This window comes from Luteolibacter sp., from assembly GCF_058122085.1.
In genome coordinates this window covers 1-16,651 of record NZ_JBIKBQ010000093.1, presented here as the reverse complement: position 1 = coordinate 16,651, position 16,651 = coordinate 1, and the positions used below count along the sequence as shown (strand labels likewise).

Sequence of the window (16,651 nt, the reverse complement as noted above, 5' to 3'; positions counted from 1 at the left end):
TGGTCCGAAGAGGCTCAGGGCGTCGGTATAGATCGCCTCCGGCAGGCCGTGACGCTCGAAAGCCTCGCGGAAGTGCATGAAGTGGTTCCAGGTGGTGTCACGCTCGACGAAGCGGCCCGCGGCAAACACGCCCGAGCAATCATCGACGGTGAGCAGCAAGGTTTGTTTTTGCGGAGCCGGCCACCACTGGTGGATCGAACTGTCATGCTGCCAAAGTTTGCCGACGTGGGCACGGCGGAAGCGCCGGTAGGTGCGCTTCTTGGGCGTGGGCGTGGGAACCAGGTGCGAGAGGTTGGTTTTGACGTAGGTTTGGACAGTGGCGCGGGCCCGCTTGAAGTTGCACAGCCGGTCCATCTCGTCGGCGACGAGTTGATAGTTAGGTGGACTTTGCACGGGCAGGAAGCCCTTGAGAAAATCGACGACTTCGGGCGGCCAGTCCTCACGCCGGTCGCCTCCGCTGGCCTTGGGCTGATAGTCGGGCTTGTCCTTGAGGTAGTCAGTGCGTAGCTGGTAGAGCCTTGCGCGGCTTACGCCCAGGCGGGCGGCGGCACTGGGCGCGTCCAGCGCACCGGAGTTGAAATCCTTGAGGATGTTGCGGATGAAGTCGGGCGGCAGGCGATGAATGAGTTGTTTCTTTGCACGCCGGGCAACATCGCCTCAATCGTGTGCCTTCGGCAATCCTCCACCATGGGGGCGCTGCCCCCAAACCCCCGGAGTTTTCCGCATTGGGCCAATGGGCATTTGGTGAGGAGTGTCGCGGACGGGGTAATCCGTGCCGCGACACCGAGGCCATAGCCCCTTTGGCAACGCCCGCCGCTCCGGTTGCCCTCCGGCAGAGCCGTACCCTGCGGACGACGCTCAATACTCACTTCGCATCCGCTCGATACCAGTCACTTACGGCGCAATCCCCCAGAAATCCAGTTTTGCTCCGTCGCCGGTGTCTAGTTTTGAACCGTCTCTGTCTAGTTTTGCTCCGGCCCCGACACAAAAAACCGCCAGCCTCGCGTGAGACTGGCGGCGGCTCAGCAAGCCATCGCAACCCCTTCCGGGGAAAATGTTACGCCGGAGGTTATGCGGCGGCGGAAACCTTCCGTGCCTTTGCCAATTCCTTCCGGCCTTCGGTGAATAAGGGTTTCAGTTCTGCGAGGCGGTCGGCCATCTGGAGGCTCCAGCCCGCTTGGCTCGGCACATCTACATCGGAATAGATGACGGGCTGGCGGTTAGCATCGAGGCCAGCGGAGCGTGCGCCACCGATAATGGCTGTCCCGAGGTCTGCAAATCGGAGGAAGTCCGCGCTGCCGTGGTAGAGCCTGCGGACCTGATAGTCTGCCAAGCCAAGCGCGGACGTGCGGGCTTTGAACAGATCGAAGCCAATGTTAGCCAGCTCATCGAGCAGGACGCGGAGTTCGTCGGCCACCGTCAACCGGTGTTGCCCGCATGCCAAAAATGCCTTTTGCAGCGTGATCTCTTTTGTTGCGACCAGTCGCTCAAAATATGCGCGAGCGGCGTCTTCTCCTAGAGTCAGGAGGCGATCCATCTTCCGGAGTTTCGGGTCGCTGGTATCGATCTGTTTGACGCTGCTGAGGACTCCACCGCCGTCACCCATCCGAGGGTTAGCGTGCATGGTGCTGCCAGCAAGGATGATCCCGCCATCGTCTTCGCCGTTCCTGGTGAATTTGACCCGGGAAAGCTCAATATTTGTCCCGAGGATTTCCACTCTGGCCGCCATGATTTCGCTGACATGACTGCGGGCGGTTCTGAACTCTTCGCTAAGGCTCCAATACTCGGCAAAGCAAGCTGGGAGTTCATTCCAGCGGTCTGGGAGCCGTGACCGTGATCAAACAGAAAACCATCGACGCGCTGCCGAGTTTCCGCAGGCGGATGGACTGGTTCCTCGTCAACCGGCCGGACCTGCTCAAATACATCACCGTCCGCCGCGTACAGGGCGACAAGAACCCCGGCAGCTGCCTGCTCGCCATTCCCTCCAAGGCGCGGCTCCGCGCGAGCCTCGCCTACATGCTCGATCCCAAGGAGTTTCTATCCAACTTCGGCATCCGCTCGCTCAGCAGGGCGCATGAGGAAAAGCCCTTCGTCTTCGAGCACCACGGCCAGCGCCACGAGGTCCCCTACACGCCGGGCGAGGCCACGACCGACATGTTCGGCGGCAACTCGAACTGGCGCGGACCGATCTGGTTCCCCATCAACTTCCCCATCAACTTCCTCATCAACTTCCTCATCAACTTCCTCATCATCGAGGCGCTCGAGCGCTACGACTATTTCTACGGCGACACCTTCAAGATCGAGTATCCCACCGGCTCCGGAAATCTCGTGACGCTCCGCCAGGTCGCCATCGACCTGTGCGACCGGCTGATCTCGCTGTTCCTGCCAGACAAGGATGGCTACCGCCCCTGCTTCGGCGAGGCCGGGCGCTACAGCGACGTCACCCACTGGCAGGACCTGCTGTTATTCCACGAGTATTTCCACGCCGAGACCGGCGAGGGACTCGGCGCCTCGCACCAGACCGGCTGGACCGCGCTCGTCGTCCGCCTCGTCCGCCTCGTCCGCGAGCGCCGGGAGAAACTCACGCACTCGCTGAATTTCGGCGCGCCCGCCGGCGACGCGTCGAAATCCTGATGAATAATGTGTCCCGGCTGTCTCAGCCGGACTATTTCAAAATCTCCAGTTTCAGATCCTCGGAGTTCCCTCTCAGTTCGGGCGCATACATCGCCTCCGCCGTCGCGGGCAGGGCTTTGTAAATCCCCGGCGCCTCGGCGCGGAGCTGATAGCGGAGCGTGTGCGTCCCGCGAGGCAGGGCGCGGATGAAGAAGTCCACCGTCTGGTCGCGCGGCTCCATGTAAGCGCTGAATCCGTCACCACCGCCGACGTAGCCGCTCAGGGCGTCGAGCGCCTCGAAGCCGGCGGCCTTGGCATCAGAGAAAATCAGATACTCGTAGTCGTTCTTGCTTTCGAGGATCAGCTCCACCTCCACGCGGTCGCCGGAAGCGAGTTTCGCCCCGTCCGCCAGCGGTTCGCGGCGGAACCGCTCGGCCTGCTGTTTCACCACCATGCCCGTGGAATCCGGCACCTCGGTTTCCTTCTCCAAGGCGATGAGTTTGGAAATCCGGCGCTGCACCTTCACCTCCAGGCCCGCGGCGCGGAGCTTGTCCTCAAGCGTGAAGACCTCCAGATAGGCGTTGGCGTAGAGCGTGCCCTTGCCGGACTTCCGGAGTTCGACGGCGTGTTTCCCCGTGGTCACGGCGTCGCCCGTTAGCGCGACCGTGCCGTCAAAGGTGAAGAGGTTTTCCCGGTTGATGGAAACCTTGCGCAGCGATTTCCCGTCGAGCAGGACATCGACCTCCATCTCCGGCGCGTCCTCGCCGCTGGCCTTGAAATAGCTGGCGATGGCCTCGACGGCGAACGCGGTGTCGCGGGTGGATTCCCAGTAAGTCGCGTGTTTGCGGTTGTTCACCAGATACTTCACCAAGCCGCGCGTATCCGCGTCCTGCGGCTTCACCGCGGCAAGCAGCTTGAGATACCAGGCATGCGCCTCGACCCCGCTGCCATACCAGTTCCACCAGTGATTCGTGTTCTGGAGGTCGAGGTAAGCCGTTTGGTTCTCCGGGTCGCGCTTGAGGTATTGGGAAATCATCTTCATCACTTCATCGCGGCGCGCCTCGTCGCCCTTGCGGTGATGTTCGAGGCCGAGCAGGCACTTGGCATACACCGGCAGGCCGACGCGGTCCCGATAGAGGAAAGCCAGCATCGGCTCCGAGTCGCGCTTGGCCTCGCCGAGAACGAGTCGGACGAACGCGTCCATCGCGTCGCACGCGGATTTCTCGTATTTGTTCGAGTCCTTGATCTTCTTGCCTTCCTTGCGCAAAGCCTCGCGCTCGACATGGAGTTGCAGAGCGGCGGTTTGCTTGCGCTCGTAGGCCATCAGCCAGGCAATGCCGGAGTTGAGCATGGCATCGGGAATCTTCGCGCCGTTCTGCTTCGCGACCAGCAAGCCATGGACCACCACCGCCGTGGTGTGCGGATAGGAGGTCTCGCCGTAGCCGGCGAACCAGCCCCAGCCGCCGTCGGAGTTCTGCATGGACATGAGTTTCTCGATGCCCTTCGCGACCATCTTCTCCATCTCCACTTCGTCGAAGACCGGGTTCGCCTGCCATTGCTTCCACTGCGCCGCGCGGTCGGCGGCATTGCCGAGTTCCTGCGGGTTGAGGTTGGTGCGCTTCGCCTTCACTTCCGCGAGGTTGATCTTGAGATCGCGCAGCATCTGTTGGGCGATCACGGCGGGCACGAAGCGGTTCAGCGTCTGCTCGGTGCAGCCGTGCGGATAGCTCGCCAGATAGGGAATCGCATCGACCACCGCGCCGGCGATGGTCGGTGAAAACCGCACGGTGAGCTTCGATTGATCCTGCCGCCGTTGCTCCGGCACCTCGATCTGGATCCTGGCGGAATCCGCACCCGGTTCGACCGCGCGGCTCCACGCGTCCTGCCGCGACATGCCATGGACCAGCACTGGCAGCTTGCGTTCCACGGCATCGCCATCGTCGCCGGAATCCGCACGCATCCGGAAGGCCGCCTCGCCTTCGCGCAGCGCTTTGACCCGCCAATCAACGCGTGCTTCCGAGCGCGCGGCGATTTCCACGGTCCGCGGCGCGCCGTCGATGGCTTCGAGGTTGCTGCCATCCAGTTCGAGGGAAACCTTCACCGTCTTCGGTGCGTCGTGATCATTCTGGACCACCGCGCTGAAGACCGACTCGTCGCGTTCCACCAAGAACCGCGGCGCTTGCAGACGGACCAGCAGTTCCTTGGAAGTGATGATTTCCGCGCTGCCCTCGCCGACCTGCGTGCCCTTGGTCAACACCCAGACGCGGGCTTTCCAGGTGGTGAGGTTGTCGGGGAATTCCAGCGGTATTTCGGCGCGGCCATCGGCATCGGTCCGGATCGCGCCGGACCATTTCAAGAGATCGGCGAAATCCTTGCGGACGAGAATGGGATTGGCGGCGGGTGCGGCAGTGCCTGCAAAGGGATCACCTTCCCCAGCCATTTTGGCTTCCGGAGCTGCGGACGCGTCCATCGCCATCATGGGAGCACCGTCCATGGCAACTCTCTCCATCATCATGGACCTCGCGCCGAAACCACCGCCTCCCATGCCTTTCGCCGCATAGCGTCCCTCGTCGCCGAAACGCCCGAGCGACTGCATCCCGACGGTTTTCGGACGCAGCAGATTTCCCGGTGAATGGGGAATCGAATCGCCCGACTGTCCCGGGTAATAGCTATTTTTCCACGTCCAGAAATTCTCATGGATCTTCCCGACGTTAGAGCCACCGGTGATCGCCTCAAGCGACTTTTCATACACCGTCAGCACGGCGGTGCCGGTGACCGGCTTGCCCTCGGCATCGCGCAAGGTGACGCGAAGGGCGGAGGTTTCGCGCGGCTTCACCCGGCTTTTCGCAGGCTCGAGCGTGACCTCGATCAACTTGCTAACCGGCGGCAGCAGGATCTGCCGGACGGCGGTGTGAATCTTGGCGCCGTGGACGCTGACGCCCTCGATGAACATGTTCGGCATGTCGCGCAGATCGAGCGGGACCTCGACTTCGAGGCTCTTGCCATCGAGCCGGATGCGGCGGGCCTCCCGACCGGCGGAGCCTGCGATGTGGAGGAAGAGCCAGATGTTGGCGTTGTCCTTGTCGCTGTTGACGCGGAGTTTCACCGTCTCGCCCGGTGCGTGGGACGGCTTGTCGGCGATGATTTCCAGCGGGCCGAAATGCCAGTCCGCAGGGTCGGCTCGGCCAGGACCGTGAACGTTGAGAATCGTCGCGCCTTCCGCCGATTGACCGTCCTTGATCGAGAGGCTTGCAGCGAGGCGGTACTGGCCGGTGGCGGGCGCGGCGAAGCGCTGCTTCACTTCACCCTGCGCGTCGGTCTCCACCGGAAACGACTGAATTTCCTTCTCCTCGATCCGGCCGTTTTCGCCGCTGGTGAGTTTGAAAATGACGAGCTTGCCTTTCGCGCCGACGACTGGCTTTCCTGCCAGAGTCGCGGCGGAAATCGTCGCCTCCACCTGGTCCCCGGCGCGGGTGTAACCGCGATCCGTCCACACCACGACCTCGAACGGCTTGCGCGCGGCGATCACCGAGCCGGTGCCACGCTCCTCGCGGCGCGAGGCATCCACCACGCGGGCCTCAATGGTGTATTTCGCATCCATGTCGCCATGGATTTCCTTGGCGGGCGCGGTGTCGATTTCGATCTTCGCGGTGCCGTCGGGACCGATGGCAACATTGCGCTTGAGCACGAGTTCGTCCGGCGTCCAGCGGTTCTCCTGCCACCACGGCGGATGCGGCGGGATACAGCCCCAGTTTTTCCATGTCGGATGCCAGGAAGCCTCGCTGCCATTCCACCAGGCACCAGGGCCATACAGCCAATCCCAGGGCGAAACCGGGAACCAGCGCTCGCCGATCGAGCCACGCTTCACGATGATCTCGACGTTCGCGTTGCGCACCGGAGCACCGTGGAAATAAGTCGCCTTCACCGTCGCCGTGAATTTATCACCGAGCTTCACCGGCGCGTCCGGAGCCTCGACCTTCACCTCGTATTCCGGCTTGCGGTATTCCTCCACCCGCAGACTAACGGAGGCGGAAACCCGGTCACCGATTTGATAGGCCGCGCTCCAGCTTCCGAGCACCGCGTCCTTGGGAATCACGACCTCACACTCCATCGCGCCGAGCGCGTCGGTCTTGAGGTTCTGAAGCTTCATCACTTCCTCGCCACGGCCGTTATACAGGACGAGCGTGCCGGATTGGTTCGCATAGGCGTCCTCGTTCGGCTCGAAATAACCGACATTACGCAGATAGAATTTCAAATGCACGGTGTCGCCGGGTTTGTAGAGAGGACGGTCCGAGATGCCGTAAGTGATGTCGCGGTTGCCGTTCTCAAGCTGGGGCTCCGCGATGCCATAAGGCTGGAACCCGTAAAACGCGGTAGCCCGGCCGGCTTTGCGGGCGATCGCGAGCCACTGGAAATCATGATCAAAATCACCGGGCTTGAGCAGGGTTTTTCCATCCTCATCCGTTTTGCGGTTGAATTCCCTGGTGCGGACTTCCATGCGGCGTGCGAGAGGATTTTTCCGTTCGAGATGAATGGTCCGGTAGCCGAAAAACTCGATGTCCGAGTCGATCACCGGCGCGCCGCCCGCGGCATCGGCGACCCACCACTGCTTCTTGCCGCCCACGTCATTCTGCACCAGCACGGAATCCACGATCCAGACGAGCGTGTGGAACTCGTTGCCACCGTCCATTTTCCCGGTGATCCACCAGGCGCCGGCCTTGTCGAGCGGCACTTCCAGATCGGCGCGGGTGTCGCGGTGTTTTTCGCGCGGGGTGAGTTTCGTTTCCCAGTTTGCGGCGGCTTCGCCGATGAACTTGGACTGGTTTTCCTTAATGAGCCGGCTGGCGATCTGCGAGGGATTGAGGCGCTGCCAATCGAGCTCGCGCGGGTTGCTTTTCAGGTAGTCAAGCGTGTCCTTGAGCACCGCCTCCATGTCCACGGGGGCGGCGGTGAGCTTGATGTTCGATGCGTTGCGGAATACCAGCGGCAGTTTCGGTTTCACTCCGGCGGGCACGGTCTCGGCGGACTCGAAGCGGCCCCAGTTGCCGGTGATTTGTTTGAGGAGCTTCTTGCGCGAGTCGTCATGACCGGGGCCGTGCTTGGCGATGGTTTGCTCCAGCACTTCGCGGGCCTTGTCGTATTGGCGGCGGTTGAGGAAAACTTGGACGAGCGCGTCTCCGGCCTGCTCTTTTTCATTCATGATCGAGCGATAGAGCGCGATGAAATGGTGGGCGGCGGGTAGCTTGAAACGGCGGACGCCATCCGAGGTTTTCGCGAGGCATTCGTCCTCAGCCAGCGTGTCCATTTCGAGAATCCCCTTCGCGCTGTCCGGATCCTGCTGACGCCACCATCCGAATGACGAGAGGGTCTCCGTGCCGAACTGGGAATTCGAGAAATCCGCGAGTTCGAGTGTGACGCTGGCAGCCGTTTCAGGCTTGAGCCGGACCCGTTCCGCGAGGGCGAAGCGCCAACGCTCACCGTCGTTTTTCGCGGCTTCCCAGGATGCGGGAACTTCGTAGAGCACCGGCCCGTCCTTCGCCCACGGCGCGCCTTCGGTGCCGCCTTGCGGTCCCGGTTCGCCCCATTCGGGTAGATTTTCAAGGGGCGTGAGAGTCTGGAGTTTCCATGCCTCTCCGCTTGCCTCCTCGCGTCGAATCCCCGAGAACACCTCCCACGCCCGGTAGCGCTCGGCGTCGTTTTTGGATTTGCCGACGGCCTCGCGGAAAATCTGGAACGAGCGAACCTGATCGCGATAGAACGTATTCACCCATGAACCGGCTGAAGCTTCCGGAACCTCATCCGGCCCCATCGAACTCCTCCCGTATCGCGGCCCGCCGCCGCGTTCGAATTCCCAGGCGACAAGCCGGCCGGAATGGGGTGCGGAATGATAGGACGCCGCCGCCTGCACCAGCAGCATCGCGTTGTCCGGGTGAATGGCAATCGCGCGCTCGATGAGTTCATCAAACTCGCCCCACACGTTTTGTCCACGGATCACCTCGACGGCCATTCTCAAGTCCAGATCCGATTTCTCGTCCGAGATCGGCATCAGCTTTTCCCCGTATAGATTCAATGCCTCCCGCCACATCCCGCGCTCCGCGAGCTTGTCGCGTTCCTTGCGGAGGGCGTTCGGGTCTTGAGCCATCAGGTTGAGGGGGGAGAGAAAGGCGACGAGACAGATCCAAGTCAGAGTTTTCATAACAACGACTAAGACACCCCAAACGGTGATTTCTTAGAAGAAATATTTCGCATCCGCACTTCTTGACGCAGCGTGGTCGAAAATCTATTTCTCCCGCGTGTGTCTTGAACTCGTGAAAACGATTTATCCCCTTGTGAAAACGTCATGCGGGCGGTGATCCAGCGGGTGTCCGAAGCTTCGGTGGAAATCGAAGGCCGGACCATTTCCCGAATCGGCTGCGGACTGCTCGTCCTTCTCGGCGTGGAGGAAGGCGACACGGCGGATGACGTCGCATGGCTCAGCGGCAAGGTCGCAAAACTGCGGATTTTCTCCGATCCGGAGGGCAAAATGAACCAGTCCGTGACCGATGCGGGCGGAGAAATCATCGTCGTCAGCCAATTCACGCTCCACGCCTCGACCAAAAAGGGCAACCGCCCGTCGTTCCTGAAATCCGCCGCCCCCGCGATCTCCGAGCCGCTTTACGAACAATTCTGCGCCGCCTTGGAGCGAGAAACCGGCAAGCCCGTCGGCCGCGGGATCTTCGGTGCCGACATGAAAGTCGCGCTCGTCAACGACGGCCCGGTCACGATTTTGATCGATAGCCGGGCGCGAGAGTGACCGGGCATCTGGATTTTTAACCGCGAATCAACGCGAAGGGACGCGAATGGGGATTTCTTGAATCGGGAGGATTTCTGCTCATTGGCGTTCATTCGCGGTTCCAATCTTTGAAATGGCGGCGAATGAGAAGAATAAGCATTCGCTTGCATCGTTCGGATCGGCTGCCTAGTTTGCGCCCGCCGTGCCGATTACTGCCATTCTAGCCCTTGAAGATGGACGCTGTTTCGAAGGAACCGCCTTCGGAGCCACCGGAACCACCACCGGAGAAATTTGTTTCAACACCTCGATGACAGGCTACCAGGAGGTGATCACCGATCCCTCTTATCGTGGCCAAATCGTCGCGATGACCTACCCCCAGATCGGGAACTACGGGGTCAACCCGGAAGATTCCGAGTCCGCCGCGCCCCACATCCGCGCTTTCGTTATCGGCGAGCTTTGCGAGGTGCCGTCGAACTGGCGCTCCACGCAGCCGCTTGCCGAGTATCTGTCGGAAAACAAGATTCTCGGTATCGAAGGCATCGACACCCGCGCCCTCGCCAAACACCTCCGTTCGCTCGGAGCCATGCGCGCCTGCGTCACCACCCAACTCGACGCGGAAGCCGCCGTCGCCGCGGCCAAAGCCTCGCCCTCGATGGAAGGCATGGACTACGTGAAGGAAGTTTCCACCCCGGAATCCTATGTCTGGGGCGAGGAGTCCCGCGAATGGACGCTGCCGAACGTGCTGGCCAAAAAGGAAGGCTATCACATCGAACTTCCGCCCGTCCGCCATCGCATCGTGGCCTACGACTTCGGCTTGAAATACAATATCCTGCGCCGCCTCCGCCAGGCCGGTTTCGAGGTCGAGGTCGTCAATTCCCGCACCACCGCCGCCGAAGTGCTCGCGAAAAATCCCGACGGCGTCTTCCTCTCCAACGGCCCCGGCGATCCGGCCGCGCTCGGCTACATCCACGAGGAAATCCGCACGCTCATCGGCAAGCTGCCGATTTTCGGCATCTGCCTCGGCAACCAGATCCTCGCCCACGCCTTCGGCGGCACGACCTTCAAGCTGAAATTCGGCCACCGCGGCGGCAACCAGCCGGTCAAGGACCTGCGCACCGGAAAAATCTCCATCACCTCGCAGAACCACGGATTCGCCGTCGATCCCGACTCCCTTCCGCCGGAAATCGAAGTCACCCACATCAACCTGAACGACAACACCGTCGAGGGCATGCGCCACCGCGACCTGCCAGTCTTCAGCGTCCAATACCACCCGGAAGCCGCACCCGGCCCGAACGACGCCGCCTACTTCTTCGAGGAGTTCGCCGCGCTGATCTCAAAAACAAAAGGGATTTAACCGCGAATGGACGCCAATGGACGCGAATTGATTTTCAAGGATGAGGTTTACGCCATCATTTCGTGCGCCCTTGAAATCATCAACGGTATCGGACATGGGCTTCATGAGAAACCATATGAAAACTCCCTGGCGGTCGAGTTCCCGCACAGAGGGATTGCCTTCGAACAACAACGGCCATTTCCAGTAGTTTGGAGAGAGACCCAAGTCGGCGAGTTCGTTCCCGACCTCATCGCCTATGGCAAGATTGTCGTTGATACAAAAACCATCGACAGAATCACCGACATCGAGCGCGGCCAAATGCTCAACTATCTCCGAATCACAGGCCTACCAGTCGGCCTCATCATCAACTTCAAAAAACCCAAGCTTGAATGGGAGCGCATGATTCTCACCTCGTAGATTCCTCTTCCATTAGCGTCTATCCGCGTCCATTCGCGGTTAAAGAAATCTTATCTAAAATGAATACCATTATTGTTGGCCTCCAATGGGGCGATGAAGGCAAAGGCAAGATCGTCGATTATCTCACGGAAGACGCCGACATCGTCGTTCGCGGTCAAGGCGGCAACAACGCGGGCCACACGGTCATCGCCAAGGGCGTCCGTTATATTTTAAACCTGCTGCCGTCCGGCATCATCTGGGACGGCAAAATCAACATCATCGGCAACGGTGTCGTCGTCGATCCCTCCGGCCTCGTCGCGGAAATCGAGCGCAACGAAGCGCTCGGCGTTTCCGTCACTCCCGACAAACTCCTCATCTCGGACCGCGCCCACGTCGTGTTCCCCTTCCACAAGGAACTGGACGCCGCCCGCGAAATCGCCCTCGGCGACCAGAAAATCGGCACCACCAAGCGCGGCATCGGCCCGACCTACTCCGACAAGGTGAACCGTTGCGGCATCCGCATCGCCGACCTGTTGGACGAGGAGTTCACCCGCGCCCAAGTCACCCGGCGACTCGTCGAGGTGAATGAAATCCTGGCGAAATACGACCTGCCGCAGTTCACCACTGACCAAGTGCTCGAGGAGATTTACACCGCCTTCGCTCGTCTCCGCCCGCACGTCACCAACACGATTCCCGTGCTCCACGCCGCGTGGAAGTCGGGAAAATCCATCCTGTTTGAAGGTGCCCAGGGAACCTTGCTCGACATCGACTACGGAACCTATCCGTTTGTCACATCGTCCAACACCACCTCCGGCGGCTCCTGCACCGGCTCCGGACTGCCACCGAACGCCATCGGCCGCGTGATCGGCGTTTGCAAGGCCTACACCACCCGCGTCGGTTCCGGCCCCTTCCCCACCGTCGATGAAGGCCTGTCCGAATACCTCCACGGTCTCGGCCGCGAATTCGGCGTCGTCTCCGGCCGCCCGCGCGGCTGCGGCTGGCTGGACACCGTGCTGCTCCGCTTCGCCTGCATGGTCAACGGCGTCACAGGTCTCGCCGTGACGAACGTCGATGGCCTCGACGAATACGAGACGCTGCAAATCTGCACCGGCTACAACATCGGCGGCGTCATCCACGAACTCCCACCCGCCGACCGCAAGGCATGGGACCGAGCGCTGCCGGTGTATGAAACGCTTCCCGGCTGGAAATCCGACACCACCGCGTGCACGAAATTCGAACAGCTTCCCGCCCAGGCGAAAGCCTACCTGGCGCGTCTCTCAGAACTCTGCGGAGCGCCGATCGCTTTTGTTGGAGTCGGTCCTGACCGCGTGCAGACATTGGTTGTGCCATAGGTCGTATAAGTCTTATAGGACCTATTTCTTCCATGCCTTCGCACCCGGAAATCCCCCGCCACATCGCCATCATCATGGATGGCAACGGCCGCTGGGCCAAGGAGCGCGGCCTTCCCCGCCTGGAAGGCCACCGCGCCGGCGCGGAATCCGTGCGCGAAGTCATGGAAGCCTGCATCGAGCTCGGCGTGGAGTATCTAACGCTCTATGCGTTTTCCTCCGAAAACTGGAGCCGCCCCGCCACCGAAGTCAGCGCGCTGATGACCTTGCTCGACCGTTTCCTCGACGAAAAAGCCAAAGACCTCGACCGCCAGAACGTCCGCCTGCTCGCCATCGGCCAGCTCGACCGCCTGCCCGCCAAGACCCGCGCGCTCATCGAGCGGATCCAAGCCAGCACCGCCGGCAACACGACGATGACGCTCGTCCTCGCGCTGTCTTACGGCGGCCGCGAGGAAATCGTCGCCGCCGCCCGCTCGCTCGCGACCGACGCCGTCGCCGGAAAAATCTCGCCCGCCGACATCGACGCCGAGCTCTTCGCCTCCCGCTTGCAAACCGCCGGCATCCCCGATCCCGACCTGCTCGTCCGCACCTCCGGCGAGATGCGCGTTTCCAATTTCCTGCTCTGGCAGATCAGCTACGCCGAGATCGTCATCGTCAAAAAATTCTGGCCGGACTTCCGCCAGCGCGACTTGGGCGAAGCCGTCCAAGAATACCAGCGTCGCCACCGCCGCTTCGGCGCGCTGTAAGAAAGGAAAGTATCCCGACTGTCCCAGCCGGGAGCACCTACCTCCGAAGATGTGCGACTGCCCGGAGAACGGCGTCGAGAATGGCACCCAGATTTCTCCCGAGATCCTCAGCCAGAAACCGGAGCACGAAGCAGCCGCTTTCCTGGAGCAGCCCGTCCTTGCGCCGGTCGCTTCGGTAGGCGACAGGATCGGATAGATGCTGCGGACCATCGATCTCGATCGCCAGCTTGAGCTCCGCGCAATACAGATCGACTTCCATCTCGCTCCAGCCGTCGAAAGGAATCGGGAGCTTGGCATTGAGCCTGAACAGACCTGCCGTATCACTGATGGATTGCAGGCGCGTGAAAAGGAACTCCTCCGACGCGCTCCGGGCGCGGGCTTGGTCGGTGGGCAGGCGGGTGATCCCGACAAAAAGATCCGCAAGCGGGACATCCACGCCGTCCCGAATCAAACGACGGACGCTGGCCGCATAGTCCTTTTTCCATACAGGATCGATAGGCAGCGGAACTTCGGCGGGCCAGCCAGGAAGCGCGCTGGCAGGCAGTAAAACGGTGTAACCGACCGCCTCGTAGCCCGCGCAGCGCTTGTCGAACATCCGGGACAGCATCGGGATGTCCAGATCCGCATAGTCATGAATCCTGACCTCGCGTTTGCCATCGTGAAGGCGGTGGAGTCGTCCCGCGTATTGGGCGATGATGCCGCGCCAGGAAACAGGCATCGTTAGAAAAAGCGTGTCGAGCCGCGAGTCGTCGAACCCCTCACCGATGAACTTGCCGGTTGCGATCACGACCCGTGATTCGCCTTCCGGAACGGCGGCGAGCCGCGCCAACGCCTCACGCAGGGACTTTCTGCCCATGCCGCCTTGAAGAGTGATTAGATGGGCCGCGTGCGGACGGATCATTTCCGCCAGAGCCGCGACATGTTCGGTGCGCTCGGTCAGAACGAGCGGCGAACGCCCCTCGCGCAGCGCGACGGTCACGTCGTCGCGGATCATGGCGTTCCGAGGCTCCGAGCGGATGATTTCCGCGCAGAGGTTCTGGTATTCGACGCGCCGGTCGGGATCGGCGTCGGCAATGGAGCGGAGGCCGGTGGGGCGGACGATGACATGGTGGGAAAACGGGCGGGCGTCCGCCTGTTGTCTGGCATCCACGCGGTGGCGCACCGGACCGCACTGCATGAAAATAATCGGATGATGGCCGTCCTTCCGCGCCACGGTGGCGGACAGGCCGAGCACGAAGCGGGCCTTGGCGCGCCGGGCGACAAGCTCGAAGCTGTGGGCAGACAGGTGATGGCATTCATCCACGATCAAATGCCCGTAGTCCGCCACGCGGTCATCGACGACGCCCTTGCGAACGAGGCTTTGGATGAGCGCGACGTCGATGCCGCCTGTCAGCCTTTTATGCCCGCCGCCAAGCCGGCCGATGGACTTGGCGGGCAGTCCGAGGAAGGAGGAGAGACGTTCGATCCATTGTTCGAGCAGTTGCTGGCGGTGGACCAGCACGAGCGTGTTCACTCCCCGGGCGGCGATGAGATGTGCGGCTAACACGGTTTTCCCGAAGGCGGTGGTGGCGGACAAAACGCCTGTGTCGTGCTCGAGCATCGCTGCTGCGGCGGTTTCCTGCTCCGGTCGGAGAGTGCCCGTGAATTGGAGATCCAACGGATTTCCAGCAACGCGCCGATCGATGATTCGCGGCTCGATTTTCAGCTCGCGGAAAAGCGCGAGAGCCTCGTCCAAGCAACCTCTCGGCAAACCGATGTGCGCGGGCAGATCATCCGCGCAGGCGATAATCCGCGGTTTCTCGTAAGTGGAAAGACGCATCGCCTGGGCCCGATAGAACTCCGGGTTTTGAAAAGCCGCAAGCCGCAGCAGCCGATTGCGCAAGGCGGGCGGCAGCGATTGTTTTTCCAGATAGATGAGGTCGCCGAGGACCACCTCGATTTCCTTTGGCAACGGACCGATGATCGCGGGCTCGCGATACCGGCGGGATGGCGGGCTGTTCCACGGCTCCGCCTCGTCGTCGGGCGAGAGAGCGAAACGCACGCCGACCACGCGGCCCCGGCTTTCCGCTTCAAGAGCGATGGCCTCGATGCGGTCCCGTGACAAACGCCGCATCGCGGAGAGGAAAGCCCATTGATCCGAAAGTGGCGTCAACGTCTCATCCACGAAGACACTGTGCCCATTGTCCCGCGGCCGCTTCTGCATCGGCAGGGCGATCAGGTTTCCGAAGCCGCCCTTCGGCAAGGTGTCCTGGTTGGGAAAAAGCCGGTCGTAAGAGGCGAGCCCGAGCTCAGGCCGGAGCTCCATCGTTTCCGTCAGGATGAACGAACCGAGCTTGCGCGCGAGCGTGGCGGGCACAGCCTCGAAAAACAGCCACACATGACCGCCATTGCCGGAGCTCGAGCGTTCGAGCGCGGCGGGGATTTGCAGGCGTCGGCAGGTTTCCATCACCGCGAGCACGTCGTCCCGCCAAGCGTCCTTGTCGAAATCCATGGCGAGGAAACAACATGTCTCGTCCGCGAACATCGGATAGACACCGGCGACGAAGTCCTGACCCGCAGCGTCTTTGCCAGACAAATGCCAGCGGATGACTTCATCCGTCACGGGCAGGAAAGCACGGTGTGGGCAGTCACCGCATTTGATCCGGGGCTTCTCACAAATCCCCCGGACCCACTCATTGCCGCAGGCCGGAGCGTAACCGGCGCGACCGGTTTTCTTGCTCTCGAAACGCCTTGGATAGACATCCTCTCGTCCCCGGAAAAGCGAACGGAATAGCGCGACTTTTTCGGAGGAAGGACTGCGCGCATGCACTCCCCCGGATTCTGCCGCCGGAAGTTGGCTATCGACCGTGCCGCTCATGCCGCAAAATGACACGAGCGGTCCGGGATGTCGACCCGCACGGGCAAAACAACTCTCCGCATCGCAGGGCGCAGGGCTTCGAGCACTCCGGAATCAAGCCCGCCGACGGCGCAGCAGGAGCAAGCCGGAAAGGGCGGCCAAACCGGCGGAGGCAGGTTCCGGAATGACATTCCAGGTCACGACGTCCTGGCGGCCGTCATTTCTCAGGTAGGTCAGGGCCACCGGGGTGTAATTCTTGACGTTCGCCAGATATTGGTTGGCGAGGGTGGCCGTGCCTTCACTGACAGGCTCGATGATTCTGATACTTCCGTCGAAAAGTGACGCGCTCAAAAGCGACTCCGTGGTCACTTCCCAGATCGCCCATTGCACGGCGGCGGCGTCCTGGTCCGAGCCGGTTGATGCGAGATACCCACCCACCAGGCGGGCGATCGTATCGTAGTTCGCCAGCGAAAGCGGGTTCTGCACCTGATAGGTCAACGTTTCGCCGTAACTGATGGGAAGAGGATTTTTTTTCGTTAAAATGTTAAAATCGATTGGTGCTGGTTGATCGGGCGATGTTCCGACATCGCCTGTTTGAACAAACGT

General features: G+C 61.5%; 10 protein-coding genes and 1 pseudogene. 6 read left to right on the top strand and 5 right to left on the bottom strand.

Features of this window, described 5'->3' with window-relative positions; translation table 11 throughout:
- Nucleotides 1–393: pseudogene (locus tag AC4DF4_RS13885) on the bottom strand (hypothetical protein); the annotation flags it as partial.
- A 676-nt stretch (nucleotides 394–1,069) separates the two neighbouring features.
- Nucleotides 1,070–1,729 carry a hypothetical protein gene (locus tag AC4DF4_RS13880; RefSeq protein ID WP_490048705.1) on the bottom strand — a complete coding sequence of 220 codons (660 nt, stop codon included), beginning with the start codon at nucleotides 1,727–1,729 and terminating at the stop codon, nucleotides 1,070–1,072.
- Nucleotides 1,730–1,827: 98 nt separating this feature from the next.
- Here AC4DF4_RS13880 and AC4DF4_RS13875 point away from each other — a divergent pair, with 98 nt between their 5' ends.
- The gene (locus tag AC4DF4_RS13875) at nucleotides 1,828–2,634 is read left to right on the top strand and encodes a hypothetical protein (protein ID WP_490048704.1); all 807 of its coding nucleotides are present in this window, start codon (nucleotides 1,828–1,830) and stop codon (nucleotides 2,632–2,634) included.
- 31 nt (nucleotides 2,635–2,665) lie between these two features.
- Here the strand turns inward: AC4DF4_RS13875 and AC4DF4_RS13870 are convergent, their stop codons facing one another.
- Nucleotides 2,666–8,809, bottom strand: coding sequence for an alpha-2-macroglobulin family protein (locus AC4DF4_RS13870; RefSeq protein ID WP_490048703.1), 6,144 nt, complete (start codon nucleotides 8,807–8,809; stop codon nucleotides 2,666–2,668).
- Nucleotides 8,810–8,953: 144 nt separating this feature from the next.
- On the opposite strand from AC4DF4_RS13870, the gene dtd reads away from it, so the two are divergent.
- The 5 genes from dtd to uppS all read left to right on the top strand — a co-directional run bounded on the left by dtd (nucleotide 8,954) and on the right by uppS (nucleotide 13,209).
- Nucleotides 8,954–9,406, top strand: a complete 453-nt coding sequence (gene dtd / locus AC4DF4_RS13865; protein ID WP_490048702.1) for a D-aminoacyl-tRNA deacylase — start codon at nucleotides 8,954–8,956, stop codon at nucleotides 9,404–9,406.
- 187 nt (nucleotides 9,407–9,593) lie between these two features.
- Nucleotides 9,594–10,739 carry a glutamine-hydrolyzing carbamoyl-phosphate synthase small subunit gene (gene carA / locus AC4DF4_RS13860; RefSeq protein WP_490048706.1) on the top strand — a complete coding sequence of 382 codons (1,146 nt, stop codon included), beginning with the start codon at nucleotides 9,594–9,596 and terminating at the stop codon, nucleotides 10,737–10,739.
- A gap of 27 nt (nucleotides 10,740–10,766) precedes the next feature.
- Complete coding sequence (locus AC4DF4_RS13855) at nucleotides 10,767–11,135, top strand: GxxExxY protein (protein WP_490048701.1); 369 nt, start codon at nucleotides 10,767–10,769, stop codon at nucleotides 11,133–11,135.
- 59 nt (nucleotides 11,136–11,194) lie between these two features.
- Nucleotides 11,195–12,466, top strand: coding sequence for an adenylosuccinate synthase (locus AC4DF4_RS13850; RefSeq protein ID WP_490048700.1), 1,272 nt, complete (start codon nucleotides 11,195–11,197; stop codon nucleotides 12,464–12,466).
- Between the two features lie 32 nt (nucleotides 12,467–12,498).
- On the top strand, nucleotides 12,499–13,209 hold the full coding sequence (gene uppS, locus AC4DF4_RS13845) for an undecaprenyl pyrophosphate synthase (protein ID WP_490048699.1): 711 nt from the start codon (nucleotides 12,499–12,501) through the stop codon (nucleotides 13,207–13,209).
- A gap of 37 nt (nucleotides 13,210–13,246) precedes the next feature.
- On the opposite strand, the gene AC4DF4_RS13840 is transcribed toward uppS, so the two are convergent.
- Both AC4DF4_RS13840 and AC4DF4_RS13835 read right to left on the bottom strand, forming a co-directional pair.
- Nucleotides 13,247–16,066, bottom strand: coding sequence for a TOTE conflict system archaeo-eukaryotic primase domain-containing protein (locus AC4DF4_RS13840; protein ID WP_490048698.1), 2,820 nt, complete (start codon nucleotides 16,064–16,066; stop codon nucleotides 13,247–13,249).
- A 93-nt stretch (nucleotides 16,067–16,159) separates the two neighbouring features.
- Nucleotides 16,160–16,651 (bottom strand): hypothetical protein (locus AC4DF4_RS13835; protein ID WP_490048697.1); only part of this gene is annotated, 492 nt, incomplete at its 5' end.